Genomic DNA, 22,770 nt, shown 5'->3' with positions numbered 1-22,770 from the left:
GGCCGGCAATGGCGGCCTGGACTCGAATTGCGACGCTGACAGCTTATTCCGAAGCAATAAAACCTCCCATTCTCCAGAGTGCGAATACAGGCAAGGCAATTGGACTAATTTTGGCTAAGCCAAAATGACTACCCTCACTCCTATCCATGGGTATCGCTCGACAAGGAAGTGTTAGTTTCTCGGCTGAAACGCTGACTTGGCTTTGCGTTGCCACATCCCAGTTGAGGTGGGCTGTCCTGCAGGCAAAAAAAAACCGCGCCAAATGGCGCGGAAAGGGTCGCTAGACCTTGGTTCAGGAGGAACTAAAACTAGCAGGGCATCGCCGCATTCTTGCGCGCATAGCACCACCAGGTAATCACTACGCAACTGAGATAGAAGGCAATAAAAGCGTACAGCGCAGCATCTACTCCGCCGGTCAGGTCAATCGAGGTGCCGAAGCTCTTCGGGATGAAGAAGCCGCCGTAGGCGCCGATCGCGCCGGAGAAGCCGAGTACCGCGGCCGACTCTTTGCCCGCGTCGAGCAAGGCCTGCTTCTGCGCCTTGTCGCCCTTGCCGTTTGCAGCGCGCTGGCGCTCGGTCAGGAAGATTACCGGAATCATGCGGAAGGTCGAGCCGTTGCCGATGCCGGTCAGCGCGAACAGCACGATGAACATCGCGAGGAAGCCGTAGAAATTGCCGCCGACGCCACCGTGCGGCAGGAACTGCAGCACGCCCAGCACCGCCATGATCATTGCAACAAACACCCACAGCGTGACGCGTGCACCGCCGACCTTGTCCGAGATCCAGCCGCCGATCGGACGGGTCAACGCGCCGACGAGGGGGCCCAGGAAGGCGTAGGTGGTCGGATTGATCCCCTCGAACTGAGACTTGGTCAGCATCGCCAGCCCTGCCGAGAAGCCGATGAAGGAGCCGAAGGTGCCGATATACAGCCAGCACATCAACCAGTTGTGCTTGCGCTTGAAGATCACCGCCTGGTCGGCAAACGAAGCCTTGGCGTCGGCGATGTCGTTCATGCCGAACCACGCGGCCAGCGCGGCCACCGCGATAAACGGTACCCAGATAAAACCCGCGTTCTGCAACCAGATCGTCTTCTCGACGCCGTCCTTGACGAAGACGTGACCGTCTCCGCCAAAGCCACCGAGGAAGGCGCCGGTGATCACCACCGGCACCACGAACTGCACCAGCGACACGCCGAGGTTGCCGATGCCTGCGTTAAGCCCCGTGGCCAGGCCCTTCTTCGCCTTCGGGAAGAAGAAGCTGATATTGGCCATGCTCGAACTGAAGTTGCCGCCACCCAGGCCGCACAACAGCGCCAGCGCCAGCAGCGTCGGGTAGCTGGTGGTCGGGTCCTGCAGCGCGAAGCCCATGCCGAAGGCCGGGATCAGCAGCGACGCGGTCGAGATTGCCGTCCACTTGCGCCCGCCGAAGATCGGCACCAGGAAGGAGTAGAAGATGCGCAAAGTAGCGCCGGAGAGCGCCGGCAGCGCCGTCAGCCAGAACATCTGGTTTTTCGACAAGGTAAAGCCCGCCTTGTCGAGGTTGACGACGACCACGCTCCACAGCATCCACACACTGAACGCGAGCATCAGTGCGGGGATCGAGATCCACAGGTTGCGGTTGGCGATCCGCGCCCCTTCTTTCTGCCAGAACGCCGGGTTTTCCGGCTCCCAGCGTTTGATGACGTGACTAGACATGATGTTCTCCGTGTTGTTCGCCGTTTAGGCGTGCTTACGTACCAGTTTTGAAGTGTCCTGAGCGTGGGCAGTGAGCACTGCTTCGTCGTGGGCAACGCGCTCAGACCGGAAGCTGAAGTACATGCAGACAAGGCTGACGCACACCGTGCCGTACAACAGCATGAAACAGGAGCTGCGCACGCCGGTCAGATCGACCAGCGCGCCGAACATGATTGGCAGCACGAAACCGCCGAGACCGCCGGCCAGGCCGACCACGCCCGACACTGCGCCGATGTTGTGGCTGAACTCATCGGAGATGAACTTGAATACTGACGCCTTGCCCACCGCCATCGCGACGCCGACCACGAACATCAGCGCGGTGAACACCCATGGGTTCAGACCGATATGGAAGGTGCGCGGGCCGTCGACGGTCAGCACGGTGAAGTTGGTCTGCGGGTAGCTGAGGATGAAGAAGCACACCCAGCACACCCACATCACCCACCAGGTGGTGCGGTAAGCGCCGAATCGGTCGGACGCCCAGCCGCCGATCGCGCGCAGCACGCCGCCGGGCAGCGAGAAGCACGCGGCGAGGAAGGCCGCCAGCTGCATGTCGAAGCCGTACTCGCCGATGTAGTACTTGGTCATCCACAGCGCCATTGCCACGTAGCCGCCGAACACCACCGAGTAGTACTGGCAGTAGCGCAGCACGCGCGGATCCTTCAGCATCTTCAACTGTTCGGCAAAGCTCGCCTTCGAGGCCACCTTGTGCTCGGGGCGGCTCGCGCTGAAGAACCAGAACAGCAAGGCAGTGACCAGCATCGCCACCGAATACACCTGCGGCACGATGGTCCAGCTACCGCCGGCGGCGACGATCATCGCCGGCGCGACGAACTTGGTCAGCGCCGAGCCCGAGTTGCCGGCGCCGAATACGCCCATCGCTAGGCCCTGGCGGTTCTTCGGGAAGAAGCGTGCGACGTAGGGCGTGCCGACCGAGAACGAGCCGCCGGCCAGGCCGACGAACAGCGCGAGCACCAGGAAATGCCAGTACTCGGTCGCGTAGCTCATCAGCCAGATCGGCACCACGGTCGAGAGCATCAGCACGAAGAACACGATGCGCCCGCCGAAACGGTCGGTCCAGATGCCCAAGGGCACCCGTACCAGCGAGCCGGTTAACACCGGCATCGCCGCCAGCAGGCCGAACTCGGTCTCGTTCAGTCCCAGCTGTTTCTTGATCGGAATGCCCAGCACCGCGAACATCATCCATACCGCGAAACAGATGGTGAACGCGAAAGTACTGGACGCGAGGACCGTATAGGCCTGCCGCATGTTGCCGGCGTCTTGTGCTGACATAGCCACCTCCCGTCTACCCAGTGATCAGTAATGAAGGCAGCTTATGACCTTGGCAAGCGTTGGCCAATTCTCCACCTGGCCGAGTCCAACCAGTTTTTTGGAGTACAAAATCTCAGCAGATAGCGCCATTCTGGCTAGTCACAATGGCTAATTCCGATTGCTCCTTGGGCTGCGAACTCAGGAGAGCAAAGGACTATTGGCAGATTTCAGCGAAAGCAGATGTCCGCGTATCGTTCCGTAGAAACCCGCCTCTGGGTGCGCAAAGCGCCCAAGGCCGGGTTTGGCGGGCAGGTGCAGAGGAAGCGCCGCCCAGAAAGGCGGCGGGAAGCGTCTATTCGCAACCGAAACTGGACAACTCTTTCGGGTTGTGAAGCGTGATGTAACGTCCTACCACCTCGATCAGGCCTGCCTGGCTCAGGCGCGACAGAACGCGGGAAAACGTTTCGGGGGTCAGGTTTAAGCGCGACGCAATCACGTTCTTGCTCAGTGTCAGGCAGACCGTGCAATGATCATCAGCTTCGTCGGGTAGTTCCTGCAACAAATAGCCAATCACGCGCTGGGCCGAACTCTCGATCGAGTAGCGCTCGACGTCCCGGATCAGTCCGTGCAGGCGCATGGATAACCCTGCGAGTAACGTGCGAGCAAACTGCGGGTCACTTTCCATCGCTAGATCTATGGACTCATTCTGGATCAGCAGCAGTAGTCCATCGTCCAGGAATTCTGCATTCGCAGGGTAGCCTTGCCCAGCAAAAAGCGCAGCTTCGCCGAAGCTTTGTCCCGGAGTAAAAATCTCAATGATCTTCTCCACACCGGCGCGATTGCTGATGGCAAGTTTTACCCGTCCGTAAACAACAATATAAAATCCCACACATGAGTCGCCGCGCTGAAAGATCAATTTTCCGCGTTCGCCATGCACCATCCGTACGGAACCCGCCAGTCTTGCCAACTGCGCGTTATTAAGCTGGCGGAACAATGGCAAGTGCGACAACAGTGACAACTGGTCGGTCTTAAGCATCGCTATTGCTCCAGAATAAAACCACAGGATAAGACATCAAATATACAAATGGCATTACCCGCAAGAGCTATGCAATGTAACTACACCTAGTGGCTAGTGCCTTCCGATCGGTTGATTTTGTTATATACGTTGTACTTACCGATCGGCTTCATCATCGGCAGCGACGCCACTTCGCGCCCGCTGTCAGCATCCAGCACCAGCAATTCGCCCGGTGTTTCCATCACTGACAGCAGCACGTAACGTCCGTCCCGGGTGAATTCGACGTGGGCCGTCGTGCGTCCCGGCCGCGGGCGCAAGGTTTTGACTACCGCCAGCGTCCGCTTGTCTATCAGCGTGATGGTGTCGCGCGCGTCCTTGCTCATCATCGAGTCGGTCCACGCGTACGGCGTTCTTTCGTGGCTGCGCAAAAAGAAACCGGGGCCCGGGGTCTTGATCTGCGCCACTGCTTGCCACGATGCCAGGTCGACGACGTCGATCTGCCCGCCTTTCAGGTCCGGGCTGGCCATCAGGGTACGCCCGCTACGTTCGAACGTGATGCCGGAGCCCAGGTGTGGCATACCCACCAGCGGCAGGTCGACCAGCTTGCGTCGGATGTCCAGATTGATCACCTGCGCCCGCCCGTCGCGCGAGGCGCCGAACACGTAGCGGTAGCTCGGATCGAAGAAGAAGTCGTCCAGCACCCCGTCCAGCGCGGTGACCCTGGGGTTGAGGTAGCCGTCCAGCGCGAAGCCTTCGCCCATCTTGTAGTCGTGCACGAACGCCGGATAAATCTTCCCGGCTTTCGGGTCGTATGAAATCTCCCACAGTTCGGGAACGTCCTTGAGCGCGACGACAAAGCTGTTGCGCGGCGCCGCGTCGTATACCGCCGAGACGCGCGAGGTATTGCCGCGGGCGTCGCATACCGGCAGGGTGCGCACCGGACGCAAGCCGTTGGCATCCAGCAGCACCAGCGTTTCAGGCAGGGTATTGCCGGCCAGCACCCAGCGGCCGTCGGACGAGACCGCAACGTTGCGGGTGTTCAGCGCGACCCGGACTTCAGCCACCATCTGCTGTGTATACAGGTCGAACTGGCTTACCCAGCCGTCGCGGCTGGCCAGGTAGACAAAGCGGCCATCCGGCGAAAACTTCGGCCCGCCGTGCAAGGCGTAGCGCGTCGGCACCCGGGCCAGTACCCGGAAGCGGTCGCCGTCAACCACGCTCAGGTGATGGTCACCGGCTTCGACCACGACAAACAGGTTGAGCGGGTCGATCGAGGCCGGCAGCCGCGCCTGCGGGTCTGGCTGATGGTGGATCACGTGTGAAGCCGTGATATCTGCGGCGTCCCACTTTGGCGCCTGCGCCGGCGGCTGCAGCAGCCACTGGGTCAGGGCGCGGATTTCATCCTCGTTCAGCCGGTCGGCAAAGCCGGCCATCTGCGTCGCCGTGCGCCCGCTGCGGATCAGCTGTTCGATCTGCTGCGGCCGCAACCGGTCCAGGCTTTGCGGCAACAAGGCCGGTGCCATCGCCCCCATCCTGCCGCTGCCATGGCATGTCAGGCAGTGCTGTTGGTACAGCTGTTCGGGCGTGGCTGCCTGCGCCGGCGCAGCCAGCAGCGTCAGCACCATCAGGAAGCGCCACATGATGCCTCCGCCGCGTAGATGGGAAAGTGCGGGTGGCGGGCGGCGGGCTGCGCCGCACCGGATACGCCGATTTCCTCGTCGCTGAGGTAGCACGCCGGGTCGCTGGCCCACCAGTCGCCGGTGGTTTCCCACGCCCGCACCCGGGTGTTTCCGTTGCAAAGCGCGAGGTAGGCGCACGCACCGCAGCGCCCGTGTACCGGCCGCGGCCGCGCCTTGAGACCAGCCATCAGCGGGTGGGAGGTGTCACGCCAGATATCGATGAACTCGCGTTCGCGCACGTTGCCCAGCGTGATTTTCCACCACATGGTGTCGGGGTGGACGTTGCCCAGGTTGTCAATATTGGCGATATTGACCCCGCTGGCGTTGCCACCCCACGCCTGCAATGCCGCCTGCAGCGCGTCGGCGCGCCGCGGGTAGTGCTGACGCGCCCAGGCCAGCAGGAAGACCGCGTCCGCGTCGTTGTTGCCGGTCACCCAATCGCGCTCGCGCCCGGCCCGCACGTCGATCCGTGCGCGCTCGAACAGCAGCAGCATCGCGTGGCGCGCCTGCGCGTGGCGCGCGGCGTGGTCCTTGTGCTTGTTGCCGCGCCCGGCGAAGTTAAGGTGTGAGAAGTAGAATTTATCGATGCACTCAGTGTCGATCAGGTCGAGCAAGGCCGGCAAATCTGCCGCGTTATCCTCAGTCAGCGTAAAGCGCACGCCCACCTTGAGGCCGGCGTCGCGCGCCAGGCGGATGCCGTTGAGTGCCCGCGCGTAACTGCCCTCCTGGCGGCGGAAGCGGTCGTGCGTGGCGCCTATCCCGTCCAGGCTGACGCCAACGTAGTCAAAACCGCTCGCTTGCATCGACGCCACGGAGGCCGGGTCGATCAGGGTGCCATTACTCGACAGCCCAAGGTAGAAGCCCAGCGTCTTGGCCCGGGCGCCGATCTCGAAGATATCCGCCCGCATCAGCGGCTCGCCGCCGGACAGGATCAGCGCCGGTACGCCGGCCGTACGCAGCGAGTCCATCACCCGCATCACTTCGTCGGTGCTTAACTCGCCAGAAAAATCCTTGTCCGCCGAAGTCGTGTAGCAGTGCGCACAGGTCAGGTTGCAGCGGCGGATCAGGTTCCAGATCACGACCGGCGCGGCAGGTGCCCTGACGCGCGGTGCCGGGGTGCCATGCTCCAGCATGGCAAGGTAAGGTGTCAGTCGCAGCATTGGCTTGCCCACCCGCAAATTATGACATCATCAATGTCACGGATTGGGTTGCTGCTCGCCTTGACTGCCGTCAACGATATGCACGGCAGCTACAAACGCAGTCCGGTTTTTTTCAGGATCCGACAGGAAAACAGCACGTCGCTACCGCGGCAGTCTGATCCCAGCAGCGCGCGCAACGTCTGCTGCTGCTGCATCACCGCTGCGCGCGTTGCGCCGTGGCACATCGCGAACAGATTGTAAGGCCACGCCGGCCGATGCCGGGCGCGCCGGTAGCAGTGGCTGACAAAAGGCAGCCGGCCGATCGCCTCGCCGGCCGCGTCGACCTGATCGTCGTCCACGTCGAATACCGCCATGCCGTTGGCGAGGTAGCCAATCGCGTAGTGGTTGGGCACCACCCCGATGCGCCGGATCACGCCGCTGGCCAGCAGGCGCGCCAGTCGGTCGCGTACTTGCTGGCACGACATGTCCAGCCCGCGTCCAACCTCAAGATAAGGTTGTGCCAACAGCGGCAGCCCCTGCTGCGTCGCCCGCACCAGCGCCAGGTCTTCCGGCTGCGCCTGGTAAGGTAACGGTGGTGTAGCCAGCGCGCAGGCGCCAACCGGTGCGTGACCGCCTACGCTAAAGCGCATGCCGACAAAGTACTCGCGCTCCTTGGGGAAGCAGTGCACCTGCAAGCCGGTCTGGCTACTGATCGCAGCGGCCGCCGCCTGCAAGCTGGCGTCCGAGTCGGCCGCCAGCACAAACCACATGTTCAGTGGATGTTCGCGCCGGTAGTTGTGCGCGACTTGCGGGTAGGCGTTCACTTGCTGAGCCACCTTATCAAACACCGCTTCCGGCACCTGCAGCGCGGCAAGCATGAACACGCCCCCGAGCCGTTCTATCTGGTACAGAGGCCCGAAGCGGGTCAGCACGCCGCGCTCAAGCAAACCGCTCAGCCGTCCGATCAGCGTCGTCTCGTCCAGGCCGAAGTCGGGTGCCAACGCGGCGAACGGGCGGGGCAATAGCGGAAAATCCGCCTGCAGGTTGTCGATCAGGCGGCTATCCAGTTCATCCAGCTCGGGCGTCATAGCGCGCTCCTCTTTGCTTGAAACGGCAGGTCGATAACAAGACGGCACGCGGCAGCGCCGACAAACCATGCCGGCGCGACAGTGCGGCGGCCAGGTCACGCATCGCCAGCGCGTCCTGTCCGTGCAGCATCGCGTACAGGGTATACGGCCAGCCCACCGCAGCGCGGCGTGCGTAACAAAGATTGACGTGCGGCTCGCGCGCCAGCGCCGCGCCGGCGGCGTCGCGCTGCGCCTCGTCGGCGATGTGCCACACGCACATCGCGTTGTGGCGCCAGCCCAGTTCGTGGTGGCGGACAATCACACCGAAGCGGCGCACGGCACCGCTGTCCAGATGGCGGGCCAGCGTATCCAGCACCCACGCTTCGCTGCAGCCCAGTTCGGCAGCCACCGCAGCGTAAGGCGCCGCCTGTAGCGGTAGCCCCCTGGCCAGCCGGCGCAGCAAGGCGCGCTCGGCGGCGTCTTGCAAAAACGCCGCCGCCGGGCGAACCGCCCGCGCACGTGCCGGCGCCGTCTGGGTCAGCGAGAAGCCGAGGTCGATGTGGTATTCGCGCGTCAGCGGCAAGTCCAGCACCGCCAGACCGCTATCACGGCCAATGCGCGCAAGCGCCACCTCGACGCCGGCACGGTCGGCTGCCGTCAGCACAAACCACAAATTGTAGCGATGGGCGCGGGCGTAATTGTGATTGACTTCGGCCTGTGCGCTAACCATGCTCGCCACCTCGGCCATGCGCGCCGGCGGTACCGACAGCGCCGCCAGCGTCGACGCGCCGACGGCACCCGGCGCGCAGACGGCACCGATCCGGCTGACGGTGCCACGGCGCTGCAACTGCGCCAAGCCGGCGATGACTTCGTCTTCGACCAGCCCGAAGCGTGCAGCCAGCTCGGCGAACGGGCGCGGGCACAGTGGCAAACGGTGCTGCGAGGCGTCGATCAGGGGCAATAAGCGCATCAGCAGTTCTGCCATCACATCCCCATGCGGCTCCCACGCCAGCTAAAAAAGATTCCCGACGGCGACACCGCCGCCAGCTCGCGCCGCACCGTCAACGTTGCGGTATCGACCACCACTACCTTGTTGTCGTCGCGGCTGGACAGCCAGACTGCGTCACCCTTGGGGGTAAACTCCATATGCAGGATGCCGCGTCCGGGCTTGAGCGTCGCCGCCACTGTCAGCGTCGGCACGTCGATCACCTGCACGGTATCGTTGTGCGGAAATGCAAAGTTGACCCACACCCGGCGCCCGGAAGGCTCGGCCATCGCGAACACCGGCTGGCCGTGCACCTTGACGCGGCCAACTTCCTGCCAGTTGGTGCCGTCAGCCACCAGCACCTCGTGGCGGCCGATTGCCGGCAGGAAAGCACGGTTGCCCGCCAGTGCCCAGCCACGCAGGTGCGGCATCTTGTACACCGGCAGCTTTTGCTCGCCGCGGCCGTAGCCGGCCAAAATGCGGCGTACGCCACTCTCGGGCGCCCAGGTGTCCAGGAGCGCCAGTCCATCCTCGCCGTACAGGCCGGCGATATAGTAGCGGCCGTTATAACTGCCCAGCGCGTCGTACGGCTGGCGGCCGATATTCTGGAATTTTTTTACTTTCGGCGCTTGCGGCTGGCTTGCGTCGACCAGCCAGATCTCGCCGGCGTCAAACAGACTGAAGGCGAAACGGTTGCCAGGCAGGTCAGCCAGGCCGACGACCTTGGACGGTGTGCCCTGTTCGTCGCGTGCCGGGATATCGGCCAGCGGCGAGAGCGTGTCCGTGTCAAACAGGCGTACCCCGCCGGGTTGGTAATTTTGTGCCGCAACAATGCGGCCATCGCTTGAAATGGCGCCGCCGATACTGTTGCCTGCCTGCAGCACCCGGCGCACCAGCTTGCGCTCAAGCAGGTCGACCTTGGACAAGCCGCCGTCGCGGCCGAAGACAAAAGCGTAGCGGCCGTCACGCGAAAACACGACTGACGCGTGCGACAGGTCACCCAGTCCCTCCACCCGACCCAGACGGGTCTCGCCGCTGTGCTCGACCACCTGGACGCTACCCGACGCGCGCTCGATGACGACGCCCAAGTCGCCGCTGCCGCGTACCGTGCTGCAGCCGGCCAGTAGTGCCAGCACACACCACACAAGCCGTTTCATGGTTGCCCCCCCGCGCGCAGCCAATCCACGATCCACTGCGCCTCAGCTCCGTTGATATACGCCTGCCACGGCGGCATCGCGCTGCCGGGGCGGCCTTGCAAGATCGTGGCCACCAAGCCGTCGTCGTCCTTGCCGGCCAGCGCCGCGGCAGTTAGCGGGCTGCCCAGGCCGCCTTGCAAGGTCAGACCGTGGCACGCGCCACAGTCCTGGCGTACCAGATAGCGGAGTTCCGCCTGTCTAATGGCACTTAGCTCTTCTCCGAAGGCTTCGGATACAAACATCAGGCTCGCACCCACCAGCACTGCTGTCTCCATCAGGAGTCTCAAGACCTCCAGCACGCGCTTCATCAGTCAACTCCACAAACTGGACAACAGCCGGCCCGACACAGGACCGGCCCCCTGCTCTTACATCGCCAGTACCCACTTGACCATGGCCTTCAGGTCAGCGTCCGGTACCTGTGCATTGGGTGCCATCGGCACCAGTCCGAAACTGCCAGCCCCCCCCTTCTTGACCTTCTCCACCAGCCGCGCTTCCACTTGTTGCCCCTTGTACTTGGCGGAAATCTCCTTGAACGACGGGCCGACCAGCTTCTTGTCAGTGCTATGGCACGCCAGACAGTTGTACTGCTTGGCCATTTCCTGCGGCGTGGCCGCGCGCACCACGGACGGCAGCAGCAAGGCCGCAGCAGTCAGTCCAATCAACAGCGTTCTCATGCTTCTCTCCTTGAGGTGTATCGCTTCGGATCAATGATCGGTTAACCGGGCTCAGTACACGTCATGCTGCGTGTTGTACACATTGAACTTGCCGGTCGGCGTGATCAGCTTGGCGTCCTTGATCACGCTCTTGCACTGGCGGGTCTTGTCGTCGACCACGACGATTGCGGAAGCCTTGTCCTTGGCGCTCCAGACCGAGAACCAGACTTCGTCGCCTGCCTTGTTGTACTCCGGCTGCACGACGCGCTTGGCTCCATCTCCGAGCTTGGCGCAACCGGCGATATCGATCGTTTGCGGTCCCTTTTCCAGGTTATTGATGTCGTACACCGCGACCGACTGGCTGATTTTGGTATCCGGGTTTAGCGGCGTATCCACCCACAGGTTCTTCGATTTGGGATGGGTCTTGATGAATAGTGAGCCGCCACCTTGGCCCTTGATGGTCTGCACGACCTTCCAGGCCTGCTGCTTGTGTCCCTGCGGGTCAGTGCCAATTAGCGAGATGTCTTCGCTGCCCAGGTGTGAGGTTGCCCAGACTGGGCCGTACTTCGGGTGGATAAAGTTTGCGCCGCGACCTGGGTGGGGTGTTTTGCCAACATTGACAAGCGCCGACAACTTGCCAAGCTTGGTATCGACCACGGCAATCTTGTCGGACGCATTGGCCGCTACCAGGAAGTAACGGCCGGTGCTGTCAAAACCGCCGTCGTGCAGGAACTTGGCTGCGTCGATGGTCGTGGTCTTGAGGTTCTTCAGGTCGGAGTAATCGACCATCATGATCTTGCCGGACTCTTTGGCGTTGATCAGGAACTCGGGCTTGTAGTGGCTGGCCACGATGGAGGCGACGCGCGGCTCCGGGTGGTACTCGTTGTCAACGGTCATGCCCCGGGTCGACACCACTTTCTGCGGTTTGAGGGTGTCGCCTTCCATGATTACGAACTGCGGTGGCCAGTAGCTGCCAGCGACGGCGATCTTGTCTTCAAAGCCCTTGTACTTCGACGTTTCGACCGAGCGGGCCTCAAGACCAACCTTTATTTCCGCCACGTTGTCCGGCTTGGGCATCCACAGATCGATCAGATTGATCTTGCCGTCGCGGCCAATCACGTACAGGTAACGTCCAGACTTGGACAAACGGGAGATGTGTACCGCGTAGCCGGTCTTGATGATGTTGATGATTTCTTTGCTGTCGCCATCGATCAGGGCAATCTCGCCACTGTCGCGCAAGGTGACGGAGAACAGATTATCCAGGTTGTAGTTGTTCATTTTCCGCTTAGGACGCTGTGCGGGCGGAATGAGAACCTTGCGCGACCTCTCAATGTCGGCCAGAGAGAATTCAGGTGGGGTCGCCGGCTCCTGCTGGATGTAGCGTGCCATCAGATCGACATCGGCTTCGCTCATTTCACCGGAAGTCTGCCAGTTTGGCATGCCAGCCGGGCTGCCGTAGGCAATGAAGATCTTCAGGTAATCGGTGCCTTTACCCAAGGTAATGTCTGGCGTCAGCGCCTTGCCGGTCGCCCCTTTGCGCAGCACGCCGTGACAGCCGGCGCAGCGCTCGAAATAAATCTGCGATGCCCGTGCAAACTCGGCCTTGGTCATCGGCGGCGCTTTGGGGTTGATGTTCTGGTGCATCTCCTCCTTGGCTAATGGAGAGCCGCCTGCCTGATAAGCGATTTCTGCGGCCCCCACCGACTTAGCGGCATCAGCCATTGCCAAGGAGGTGGCCAAGGGTAAGGTCAACAACAGGGTGCCTTGAGCCAAGGTTCTTAGGGTTGGAACAAACATTTTGCGCTCCCTCATCTCTGAAAAGATGAATGTCATATTCAGATCTTGACCGAACTAGCAGCCTTGATTCGGGTCAATGATTCGCAAGAAGCACAGCCGGACGCGGAAGCCCCCCGACCTGTCCGCACACAACACGCCTGGCGCCACACGGGTGCACCACTAATGGGACCACAGTTATCCGTTCGCCGAGACTAAGCGACCAGGCGCCAGCCGCAGGCAGGGGGCGCAACAGGGGGAAGTGGCAGACGTGACGGTGCTACCACACACCTAGGGAAACGCCTGCTTGCACGGCAGCGCCGTGAGGACAATCATGCCGCCCCGCCCTCGTGCAGGAAGGCGGCTTGGCCGGGTCGTAGGCTAGCGCGTCAGCGTGCTGTACAGCCGGGTCAGCACCGCAGGCAGCCGACGTGGGTCCGTGACGACGACGTAGCCGTTGGCACCGAACAGGTGCGGCAGATACTCGCTCCCCTCGGCGTCGACGGTAACGCAAAACGGCACCAGCCCGGCACGGCGCGCTTCGAGCACAGCCTGGCGCGTGTCCTCGATGCCGTAGCGGCCTTCGTAATGGTCCAGGTCGTTCGGCTTGCCGTCAGACAAGATCAACAGCAGTTTGCGCGCTGCCGGCTGGCCGGCCAGGATGGAAGCCGAATGGCGAATGGCGGCACCCAGCCGGGTGTAGTAGCCCGGCCGCAGCGCCATGATGCGGCCGCGCGCCAGGTCATCCCACGGGCCGCTGAAGTCCTTAAGCAGCAGGTAGCGCACTTCACTGCGCCGGATCGAGGAAAAGCCGTAGACGCCAAACGCGTCGCCGCACGCGTCGAGTGCTTCGCCAAACAGCAGCAGGCTATCGCGGATCACGTCGATTACCCGCCCGGCACTCCCCGCCCAACTCTCGGTGGACAACGACAAATCGGCCAGCGTCAGGCATGCCAGCGAGCGCGCAGCACGCGGCCACGCCTGGTACAGCGCCGGTTCGGCGTTGACATTGCCGTGCCGGCGCTCGCTCAAAAACGCAATCAGCCGGTCAAGGTCGATCTGCGGCCCGTCCATTTCACCACTGCGCCGCTGCCGCTCAGGCGCCAGTGCCTGAAACTGGCGCCGCAGGCTGCGTGCCGTCCGGCGCAAATGCTCCGGCAGCGGCTGTGCCACCACGCTGGCCGGGTACATCGGTTTTAGGTGGCAGTGTGCCGGCACCAGCCTTTGCTGCCGCCAGTGCCACTCCGGCAACAGGATGCCGGGGCCAAGCGGCGTGTCATCGTAGGCGGCCGCGGGCAGGTCAAGGTCGAAGCGCAAGCGTCCGGCTTTGGTCGTGCCGTCCGCCAGCGTCAGCCGATCCATGTCCTCGGCGGCGCTGGCGCAGCTGTCGCCGTCGTCCTCGTCCTGGTGTCGATTGACTTTTACGTACTCGTCCCAGGTGAAAATGCTCTCGGCACGGAATACCAGAAGCATGCCGTTGCACCGCTCGTCCGGCGTTTCACGGCGCGTCCGGTAACGCCGGCGGCGTTTGCCGTCCTGGCTTTTACCACCGGCGTTGTCCTGTGCCGACCTAGGCGCAGCGGCGGCACCTTCGGCCGGTGCTGACGGGTGCAACCAGAGCGGCACCGGCTCGTGCGCCGGCACCGGGCCGGACCAGGCCAGGGCGGCCGCAGTGTCAGTCAGTTGCCGGCGCAGCGCGTGCTCAAAAGCGGCGGCCGGCGCTGGCGCTGGCGCACGCTGGGCCAGGTGCGCGGCGACCAAGCGCCGGTAAAGCGGCACAAAGCCCGGCAGCGCGGCTAACACGCGCCGGCTGGCCAGCACGTTGCGCTCGAACCACGACGCCTCGCCACCGTCGAACGCCAGCAAGGCGATCAGCCACAGGTAGACGTCACGGTTCAGGTCCGGCGAAGCAAACGCGTCCATGGTCGCCGGCAGGAAAAACGAATGGTCATCGGCCCAGGCGAATTCGGCGCGCTCACCGATACCGGCAATACGCTCGATAAACCGTCGCCGCGCGCCGTGCTGACTGCCCACGGCACTCTTGAGCGTCAGCGCGCTGCTACCGCCCAATGCACGAAAAAATACGGGTGCCAGCCGCTCGACCTGTTCCAGCGTCACCGCCGCTTGTGGGTAGCTACGCCGCGCGACTCGCCGGATCAGGCGGTCCCACCACTTACCGACGGTATCTTCCACTGCGACTCCTTAACCGAACTGGGCGGCGATGATGGTCTCAAGGGCGGCGAGCGTGTCTTCCTCGTCACTCAGCGGCTCGACCAGCGCGGCGCGGCAGGCGACACGTTCGTCCATGCCGGCGACCATCAACCGCGCGGCGTAGACCAGCAAACGGGTGCTGACAGCTTCTTCAAGGTCGACGCCGGCAAGGCGGCGGATTTGTCCGGCGAGCGTAACCAGGCTGGCGGCGCGCCCGGCGTCCAGTCCGGTCTCGGTCACCAGTACCGATCGCTCGAGTTCGGGGCTGGCAAAATTGAACGACAACGCGACAAAACGTTGCCGCGTCGACGGTTTGAGCGTCTTCAGCACATGCTGGTAGCCGGGGTTGTACGACACCACCAGCATGAAGTCAGGATGCGCGTGCAACAACTCGCCCGTGCGCTCGATCGGCAGGATCCGCCGGTCGTCGGTCAGCGGGTGCAGGACCACCGTCGTGTCCTTGCGTGCCTCGACCACTTCGTCAAGGTAACAGATACCACCGCTGCGCACGGCACGGGTCAGCGGGCCGTCAACCCAGACCGTGTCGCCGCCAGTGATCAAGTGCCGCCCGACCAGGTCGGCCGCGGTCAGGTCATCATGGCAGGCAACGGTATGCAGCGTCAGCCCCAGCTGCTCGGCCATGTGGCTGACGAAACGGGTTTTTCCGCAACCGGTCGGCCCCTTGATCAGTACCGGCAGCCGCGCCTCGAATGCTGCAGTAAAGACCTCGCACTCGCGACCGACACTCTGGTAAAAAGGCGGCGCCGGGATTATTTCAAGCAATGCATTCATCAGTTTGCGCGGGAAGCCCCGGCATTCATGCCGGGGAGGGATAGCGCCGACGCCTCAGGCGTCGATGCTGGACTGCTCCCTGTACCCGCTCTCCTTTCTCTAAGCAGCCTTTGGTTGAAAAGCGTAACCGTAGCCGTCCGCACGCTGGATCAGCCGGCAATGCCGATGGTTGATTCCTTGTACAGCCGGCTGACCGGCAATCTGGATGTTGAAACTTCCGGTGGCGCGAACTGCCGCACGCCCCGTGTACGAACCGGCTTTCTTGCCAGTCTGTACTTCTGCCCGTATCCGGTCGCCGGTCTGGAAGCCGTAATGCCATTTGCTGCGGGTGAGGTAGCCACGCGGGAAACCCGAACCATCCAGTCGCGTGCGCTGGTAGCTGCCGCGTCCGGTGGCTTTGATTCCCAGCACTGGGCGCTGCCAGAGTCCAATCGCATCAACTCTGCCGACACAGGCTGCATCCAGCGCATATATCTTGGGTACGGACAGCGCGAGGCGATTGTATTTCGTTCTGCCACCGTCCGATGCCTCAACGGGCAGGCCGGATTTCCGCAACACCTGCACGATGGCATTGCGCGTGCTGTTGACCGCAGCCGCGTCGTGCAACGGGGTCTTCAGTTGCCGGCGCAGCTTGGCCAGTCGTTCCGGCTGCTTCGCCAGGAATACTTCGACCGGCTGTGCAGCCTTCTTCTGGTTGCACGGCGGACAAGCCAGTGCGAGGTTGCTGACGCGATCCGATCCGCCCAGCGCACGCGGCTGGACATGCTCGACTTGCAGGGAAACGTCCGAGGCATCGCAGTACGCGCACTGGCGCTGGAATTTTTCCAGCAAGTATTCGCGCACGGTGTACCCGTGCAGCGTGCCTTGCTGGTATTCGACGCCGGTAATCTCGGGGTTTTGCATCGCCTGCATGTCGAACCTCACGCGCTCAACAGCGAGCGCGGAAACCGGCGTCCAGCGGCACAGCCGTTGCACCCACGACAGCGTGGTTTCCAGCCGATGCCGTAGCGAGGGTGCAAGCCAGCCTTCCGGTCTGGTGCGATTGTCGAACCGTGGCGCACGATGGCGCAGGTTTTGACTGCGGCGACGGCGGCGCAAGGCGCGTCGCGCCTGCAACGCCTCCCGAATGGCTGCGCCGCGATGTTGCAAGTGGCCGAGCCACAGCGGATGGACAGTGCGACGCATCTCTCCGCTTTCAGGATCAGCCTCGTCCTCTACGCGCACCAACGCGATGCCGGTGGTTTTGCTGCCGGGATCGAGTTTGACCTGAAGCGGCTGGACTTCCCCGCCCACGCGGTCTTTCAGCCGGATGGTGAACGGCACGACGCGAACCACCACCGCCCGGCCTGCATCCAGCAGCTTGCGGGCGCGTTTCTCCGAACACGGCATCAGCGGCTTTTTGCGTTTATCGAGTACAAACACGCTCACTGCGTATTACTCCTAAATCTTGCGCTTACGCGCCTTGTGACAGAGGCTTTCGCCTCGCTCTCCTCGGGCATGTCCGCAACCGGCTCCCGCTTTTGCGGCGGAAACAACCTTCGGCGCTTTACCTTTCGCCAGCATGATCGAATCCTTTTAGAGCAAGGGACTGAGGAAGCATCCCTTGGTAAGTCTTAACGACCTGTTGCACACGTAGCGGATTCGGAAATCCGCTCGCCCTGGTCAACCTAGCTCGCGGTTAGCAAGTTCCGCCCTTCAGGGCGGGGTAGTTGACGGTTATTTCTCAGAAGAAGCTCAGGGCAAGCCCGGCACAAACCAGCAGCAGCCAGACGTGGATCAGCAGCCGCCACACCCACGGCGCCCACGCCAGCGCCATGAAGTACTCGGCGATCAGCGCGCCCTTGAGCCAGGCAAAAAGCATAAAAACAGACATCGGCCAGGCTTCGCGCTCGCCGCCTGCCTGAACCAGCGACAAGCCCAGCAGCAACAGCAACACCACGATCAGCCTTAACAGCGGAAAATCCAGCCGAGGTTTCGATTCCATTTTTTTCCCCTGGCCGACAGCATCGGACACGCGCGGATCAACGTGCGACATAGATTAGTGCGAACAAGACAACCCAGACCAGGTCGACCATGTGCCAATAGGCGGCGACCGTTTCGACGCCTGAATAGTCGCCGTGGTCGTAGCGTCCGCGCCGGGCACGCCAGGCTACAACCAGTAGTAAGCCCCAGCCCAGCAGCACGTGCAGGTAGTGAAAGCCAGTCAGAAAAAGATAGAACGTCCAGAACCCCCCGCTTGACAGGCTGATGCCCCGACCGCCAAGCGACAGCAGGTCAGCGCCCTTGAGCAGGATAAAGACCGCACCAGACACGATGCCAAGATAAAGCGCCGCGCGCGCCAGCGCGTGCCAGCCCTGTGACCAGGCGTGCACGGCCAGCGCGACACCGAAGCTGCCAGTGAGCAAGCCCAGCGTCCCTACGAGCGCCGGCCACAACGCCAGCGTCGCCTGTGCTGTCGCGTACGCTTCGGCGTGGCTGCGCCGCTGCCAGGCATAGGCAAAAAACAGCAGTCCAAAAACGGCCAACTCAGCGACGATCAGTCCCCACATGGCCAGATCGCCCGACAGGGATCGCTCGCCGGGCGTTAAACGATCACCCCGGCCTTGTCCGTGCACCGGCACGGACAAGGTCAGCGCTTCGTTAGTTGTCCTGCTTGTTAATGAAGAAGCTTGCGACATAGAGAATGACACCGATCAGGAACACCACCCCTGCCGCTTCACGCAACCAGTAGAAGAACGCTACCTGGTCTTGCGTTGCCATAAAGGACATCGGCGAGTCTCCCATGCGCTGCAGCCAGACTTGCAGCACACCAGCGGCGGTCAGGAACAGCGTGATGAACACCATCGCGATCGTCATCAGCCAGAACGACCACATCTCCACCACCTGCGACGCATTGCTGTTGGCTTCGCGGCCGCGAATCAGCGGCATCGCGTACGAGATCATGGTCAGAACCACCATTGCATACGCGCCATAAAACGCCATATGGCCGTGACTGGCGGTGATCTGCGTACCGTGCGTCAGGTAGTTGATCGGCGCCAGGGTGTGCATGAAGCCCCAGACACCGGCGCCCAGAAACGCCATGACCCCGCAACCCAGTGCCCACAGCACGGCTGCCTTGTTCGGGTGCTCGCGCCGGCGCTTGTTCACCATATTGAAGGCAAACAGCGTCATCATGAAAAACGGAATCGGCTCCAGCGCCGAGAAAGCCGAACCCAGCACCTGCCAGTACGCGGGAGCACCAATCCAGAAGTAGTGGTGGCCGGTACCGATGATGCCGGTGATCAGCGTCATCGCGATGATCAGGTACAGCCATTTCTCGATCACTTCGCGGTCAACACCGGTCACCTTGACTAGCACGAACGCCAGCATCGCACCCATGATCAGTTCCCACACCCCTTCCACCCACAGGTGGACCACCCACCACCAGAAATACTTGTCCATCACCAGGTTGTCAGGGTTGTAAAACGAGAACAGGAAGAAAACCGCCAGTCCCCACAGACCGAGCATCATCACCAGCGAAATGCTGGTCTTGCGGCCGGCCAGGATGGTCATCGACAGATTGAACAGGAACGACAGCGCCACCGCGACAATGCCGATCTTGGTAATAGTCGGCTGCTCGAGGAATTCACGCCCCATCGTCGGCAGCAAATCGTTACCGGTCATCTGCGCCAGCGTGGCATACGGCACGGCAAGGTAGCCGACAACCGTCAACACCCCGGCCACAAGAAAGATCCAGAAGGTGAAGATCGCCAGCTTCGGACTGTAAAGCTCTCGCTCGGATTCCTCCGGAATCAGGTAGTAGCCCGCGCCCATAAAGCCGAACAGAAGCCACACGATCAGCAGGTTGGTATGCACCATGCGCGCCACGTTGAACGGGATTTCTGGAAACATGAAATCGCCGATCACGTACTGCAGGCCCATGATCAGGCCGAATACGATCTGCAGGAAGAACAAGCCGATCGCCGCGATGAAATAGGGTTTGGCGACCGCTTGCGAGCGGAAGCGTAATTGCGCATGGCCGTCGGCCCGCTGCGCGCCTGCCGCATTGAGTGCGGCAACATGACTGGTCATTGGATCTCTCCTTGGGCGTTATGAATCTTTGCAGCTTTCATCTGAACTCAGCCCTCGATGTTCGGCGGCCAGTTGTTGGTATTGATCTCGGAGCTGTACTTGAGGAAGGCAACGACCGCATCAAGCTCTTCCTGGCTCAGATGGAACTGCGGCATCTGGCGGCGACCCGGTGCATTGGTCGGCTGTGCCTGAATCCAAGCCTTGATGAACTCGGGGCCGCGCCGCTGGTAGACGTTGCCAAGTTCGGGCGCAAAATATGCGCCCTCGCCCAGCAAGGTATGGCAGCCGATGCAGTTATTGACCTCCCACACCCGCTTCCCCAACGCAACCTGTTCGGTCATGACTGCTTTCGGACTTTGCTTGGGAATGGCTTGAACGGTGTCGTAACTCAAAGCGAGAAACAGCAGGAAAAAGAACATACTTCCGCCGAAGAAAATATTTCGTGCTGTCGATTTGGTGAAGCTTGAACTCATGGCATCTCTCCCGAAACACACGCCGGAAAGCCCCGGCACCGCGGTCAACTATACGAACCACGCAATTCGAATAGCATTGACCGGAATCAACGATTTCGGCAGCAGGAGTACCCACACTGGCCGTGCAAATTGCATGAGGGAGCACACCATGGAGCAATCAGTTACTTTTTCAGGCTGGAGCAATATCAGCAGCCAGCCCCCCGGCAGCGTCAGCCTGGTCGGCGCGGGTCCCGGCGATCCAGGCCTGCTGACGCTGGTCGCCCTGAGGCGGTTGGAAGAGGCGGACGCCGTGTTCTACGATCTGCTGGTTGACGAGGCGATCCTTAAGCTGGCGAAGCATGCTCGCATGGTCTGTGTGGGTAAGCGCGCCAGCACGCATACCATGGCGCAAGCACAAATTCACGCCGAGTTAGTTGCCGCGGCTCAACGTAGCGAGCGCGTCGTCAGGCTCAAAGGTGGTGATCCGTTCATGTTCGGGCGCGGCGGGGAAGAGATTGATGCTTTGGGTGATGCCGGCATCAAATGGGAGGTCGTTCCCGGCATCAGCGCTGCGTTGGGCGCGGCAGCATCGTGTGGCATTCCGCTGACACACCGTGATCACGCACAGTCATGCCGCTTTGTCACTGGGCATCGCAGAAACGGACTTAGTAATTTGTCTTGGGCACTGCATGGTGATGAAGATGAAACACTTGTCATCTACATGGGAATCGGTGAAGCATCAGCCATTGTCGAGGCTTTGCTGGCTGCCGGCCGCAGCCCAATGACACCGGTTGCCGTGGTCGAAAATGCTACACGCCTTAGCGAGCGCTGCGTACGCACTGTCCTGTCAGCATTACCACTAACGCTGAAGGAAACCGGCATCAAACCACCGTCATTGCTTTTTATCGGGTCAATTGCGGGCCACTACCCTAAAGGCGAACTAGCTAGTTCCTAGTGAGCCTAAAGTCTCGGCAAGACCAAACTGTCGTTTTCAGAATACGGCTGCACGGACTTTGACATCCTCCCCGACCTTTCGTTTTCGCTTGCCAGCTTTGAGGCTGGAAAGGGCGGGGATTCCTATTGCGTCTGACCGCTACGCTGACCGCGCTATCCTTCTCCGCCCTGAAGGGCGAGGTTTGCCGCGCAACTGATCAATCGACCCGCCGTAAAGGGCTTTGTCGGTCAAGCTCAGAACCTTACAGGGCCACGCTTAAAAACCAGCCCGCGACACCACCGCCAACTACGACCAGCCACGGTGGCAGTTTCCAGAACATCAAGGCAATCAGCACCACAAGGGCCAAGCCGAAGTCTTGCGGTGCGTGAATCGTACTCGTCCAGACCGGTTGATAGAGAGCGGCCAGCAGCAGGCCAACCACGGCCGCATTGATGCCCAACAACGCCGCTTGCGTTCGGATGTTGCGGCGCAGACGCTCCCAGAACGGCAACGCACCCACGACCATCAGGAAGGACGGAACGAAGATCGCCAGCAGGCAGACCAAGCCACCCAACCAGCCGGCGGGTGCCTGGTTCATCGAAGCGCCGAGAAACGCCGCAAAGGTGAACAGAGGGCCAGGGACGGCCTGCGCGGCACCGTAGCCTGCCAGAAATGCATCATTACTGACCCAACCGGAAGGCACGACCTCGGCTTGCAGCAACGGCAGCACGACATGCCCTCCACCAAAGACCAGTGATCCTGCCCGGTAGAAGGCATCCACCATCGCCAGCGTCTGACTCGGGAACATGGCTGTCAACAACGGCAACCCGATCAGCAGCGCAAAGAACAGTGTTAGCCAGAGCAGGCCAACGCGACGCCGCATGGCAATTGGCAACGGGTCATGCGCCGCCCTCTGCTGAGGTTTGAACAGCAACAGACCAATGAACGCCGCAATGGCAATGACTCCTACCTGCCCCCAAACGGACGGTACCAGAAGTACAAAGCAAGTTGTCGCAGCCATGACGGTGATGCGCGGTGCATCTGGACAGAGATTGCGAGCCATTCCCCATACGGCTTGCGCGACCACCGCCACGGCAACCACTTGCAATCCGTGCAGTACGCCAGCAGGCATCGCACTCCCGTGACTGGCCATCCCCAGTGCAAACAGGATCAGCGCAATCGCTGAAGGTATCGTGAAACCCGCCCACGCAGCCAACGCTCCTGCATAGCCGGATCGGGACAGCCCAATTGCGATGCCGACCTGACTGCTGGCCGGCCCCGGCAGGAATTGGCAGAGGGCGACCAGACCCGCATAGCTGCGATCGGTCAACCACTGTCGTCGTGTTACGAATTCATCACGGAAGTAGCCTAAATGGGCTATCGGGCCGCCGAAGGAGGTCAGGCCAAGCCTGAGAAAGATCAAAAAATAACCCAAGGGCTGCGGTCAGTCTTGGTGGTATCGCTCATCGTTGAATCTTAATTCCTGGTTCGTTGGGTCATAATGGTAAGATCCCGATAGCGAAATAAGACAAATAAAGGCGGGGCGTGTAGCGGTCTGAACCTGAGCGCTAATGCCCGCCAGCTGGGACTGGCTTCATCTTCCCAGTGCCGATGGCAACGAGCGTTTACCCTGCAGGACAGCATGCCCGTCATGGTTCCGGTACATATCATGCCCCCTGCTGCGCCCGTCGCGCTGGGGCAGGCCAGTTGGCGCCTCAGCCTGCCGGGCACCACTTCGCCGGCTAGGCTGGCCGAACTGTTGCGGCGCCTGACATGATACGCGCCGAGCAGGTGTGGCTGG

General features: G+C 61.9%; 20 protein-coding genes. 1 reads left to right on the top strand and 19 read right to left on the bottom strand.

Annotation, left to right across the window (positions count from 1 at the left end; translation table 11 throughout):
• Window positions 1-308 precede the first annotated feature (308 nt).
• From GZH52_RS14815 to GZH52_RS14730, 18 genes are all read right to left on the bottom strand, one after another.
• Window positions 309-1,694: a NarK family nitrate/nitrite MFS transporter gene (locus GZH52_RS14815; protein WP_163317591.1), complete on the bottom strand. Its 1,386-nt coding sequence runs from the start codon at window positions 1,692-1,694 to the stop codon at window positions 309-311.
• 24 nt (window positions 1,695-1,718) lie between these two features.
• Window positions 1,719-3,023 (bottom strand): MFS transporter, encoded by a 1,305-nt coding sequence (locus GZH52_RS14810; protein ID WP_163317589.1) that lies wholly within the window; start codon window positions 3,021-3,023, stop codon window positions 1,719-1,721.
• A gap of 331 nt (window positions 3,024-3,354) precedes the next feature.
• Window positions 3,355-4,038, bottom strand: coding sequence for a Crp/Fnr family transcriptional regulator (locus GZH52_RS14805; protein ID WP_163317587.1), 684 nt, complete (start codon window positions 4,036-4,038; stop codon window positions 3,355-3,357).
• Between the two features lie 86 nt (window positions 4,039-4,124).
• Window positions 4,125-5,657, bottom strand: a complete 1,533-nt coding sequence (locus GZH52_RS14800) for a nitrite reductase (protein ID WP_163317585.1) — start codon at window positions 5,655-5,657, stop codon at window positions 4,125-4,127.
• A complete protein-coding gene (nirJ, locus tag GZH52_RS14795) occupies window positions 5,642-6,856 on the bottom strand; it encodes a heme d1 biosynthesis radical SAM protein NirJ (RefSeq protein WP_163317583.1) in 1,215 nt (404 codons plus the stop codon). The genes GZH52_RS14800 and nirJ overlap by 16 nt, the downstream gene beginning before the upstream one ends.
• An 89-nt stretch (window positions 6,857-6,945) precedes the next feature.
• Window positions 6,946-7,923: a siroheme decarboxylase subunit beta gene (gene ahbB / locus GZH52_RS14790; protein WP_163317581.1), complete on the bottom strand. Its 978-nt coding sequence runs from the start codon at window positions 7,921-7,923 to the stop codon at window positions 6,946-6,948.
• A complete protein-coding gene (gene ahbB / locus GZH52_RS14785; RefSeq protein ID WP_163317579.1) occupies window positions 7,904-8,887 on the bottom strand; it encodes a siroheme decarboxylase subunit beta in 984 nt (327 codons plus the stop codon). The genes ahbB (GZH52_RS14790) and ahbB (GZH52_RS14785) overlap by 20 nt, the downstream gene beginning before the upstream one ends.
• Window positions 8,887-10,044, bottom strand: coding sequence for a cytochrome D1 domain-containing protein (locus GZH52_RS14780; protein ID WP_163317577.1), 1,158 nt, complete (start codon window positions 10,042-10,044; stop codon window positions 8,887-8,889). The genes ahbB (GZH52_RS14785) and GZH52_RS14780 overlap by 1 nt, the downstream gene beginning before the upstream one ends.
• Window positions 10,041-10,391 carry a c-type cytochrome gene (locus GZH52_RS14775; RefSeq protein ID WP_239058146.1) on the bottom strand — a complete coding sequence of 117 codons (351 nt, stop codon included), beginning with the start codon at window positions 10,389-10,391 and terminating at the stop codon, window positions 10,041-10,043. The genes GZH52_RS14780 and GZH52_RS14775 overlap by 4 nt, the downstream gene beginning before the upstream one ends.
• 57 nt (window positions 10,392-10,448) lie before the next feature.
• Entirely contained in the window at window positions 10,449-10,757 is a 309-nt protein-coding gene (locus GZH52_RS14770) for a c-type cytochrome (protein ID WP_163317575.1), read from the bottom strand.
• A 51-nt stretch (window positions 10,758-10,808) separates the two neighbouring features.
• A complete protein-coding gene (locus tag GZH52_RS14765) occupies window positions 10,809-12,533 on the bottom strand; it encodes a nitrite reductase (protein WP_163317712.1) in 1,725 nt (574 codons plus the stop codon).
• A gap of 357 nt (window positions 12,534-12,890) precedes the next feature.
• Window positions 12,891-14,702, bottom strand: coding sequence for a nitric oxide reductase (locus tag GZH52_RS14760; RefSeq protein WP_163317572.1), 1,812 nt, complete (start codon window positions 14,700-14,702; stop codon window positions 12,891-12,893).
• Between the two features lie 9 nt (window positions 14,703-14,711).
• Window positions 14,712-15,503, bottom strand: a complete 792-nt coding sequence (locus tag GZH52_RS14755) for a CbbQ/NirQ/NorQ/GpvN family protein (protein ID WP_432417441.1) — start codon at window positions 15,501-15,503, stop codon at window positions 14,712-14,714.
• A 108-nt stretch (window positions 15,504-15,611) separates the two neighbouring features.
• Complete coding sequence (iscB, locus tag GZH52_RS14750) at window positions 15,612-16,940, bottom strand: RNA-guided endonuclease IscB (protein WP_163317568.1); 1,329 nt, start codon at window positions 16,938-16,940, stop codon at window positions 15,612-15,614.
• Window positions 16,941-17,235: 295 nt separating this feature from the next.
• Window positions 17,236-17,496: a cytochrome C oxidase subunit IV family protein gene (locus GZH52_RS14745; protein ID WP_163317566.1), complete on the bottom strand. Its 261-nt coding sequence runs from the start codon at window positions 17,494-17,496 to the stop codon at window positions 17,236-17,238.
• 37 nt (window positions 17,497-17,533) lie between these two features.
• Window positions 17,534-18,061: a cytochrome c oxidase subunit 3 gene (locus GZH52_RS14740; RefSeq protein ID WP_239058145.1), complete on the bottom strand. Its 528-nt coding sequence runs from the start codon at window positions 18,059-18,061 to the stop codon at window positions 17,534-17,536.
• A gap of 91 nt (window positions 18,062-18,152) precedes the next feature.
• The gene (locus tag GZH52_RS14735; protein WP_163317562.1) at window positions 18,153-19,583 is read right to left on the bottom strand and encodes a cbb3-type cytochrome c oxidase subunit I; all 1,431 of its coding nucleotides are present in this window, start codon (window positions 19,581-19,583) and stop codon (window positions 18,153-18,155) included.
• 47 nt (window positions 19,584-19,630) lie between these two features.
• The gene (locus GZH52_RS14730; protein WP_163317560.1) at window positions 19,631-20,056 is read right to left on the bottom strand and encodes a c-type cytochrome; all 426 of its coding nucleotides are present in this window, start codon (window positions 20,054-20,056) and stop codon (window positions 19,631-19,633) included.
• A gap of 148 nt (window positions 20,057-20,204) precedes the next feature.
• On the opposite strand from GZH52_RS14730, the gene cobA reads away from it, so the two are divergent.
• Complete coding sequence (gene cobA, locus GZH52_RS14725) at window positions 20,205-20,990, top strand: uroporphyrinogen-III C-methyltransferase (protein ID WP_163317558.1); 786 nt, start codon at window positions 20,205-20,207, stop codon at window positions 20,988-20,990.
• Window positions 20,991-21,231: 241 nt separating this feature from the next.
• Here cobA and chrA read toward each other — a convergent pair whose 3' ends face one another.
• Window positions 21,232-22,404, bottom strand: a complete 1,173-nt coding sequence (gene chrA / locus GZH52_RS14720) for a chromate efflux transporter (RefSeq protein WP_163317556.1) — start codon at window positions 22,402-22,404, stop codon at window positions 21,232-21,234.
• Window positions 22,405-22,770 lie beyond the last annotated feature (366 nt).

This window comes from Crenobacter caeni, from assembly GCF_010435965.1.
GTDB lineage: Bacteria > Pseudomonadota > Gammaproteobacteria > Burkholderiales > Chromobacteriaceae > Craterilacuibacter > Craterilacuibacter caeni.
Note: the sequence above shows the minus strand (reverse complement) of the source record. Positions and strands in the feature narration are given on the sequence as shown.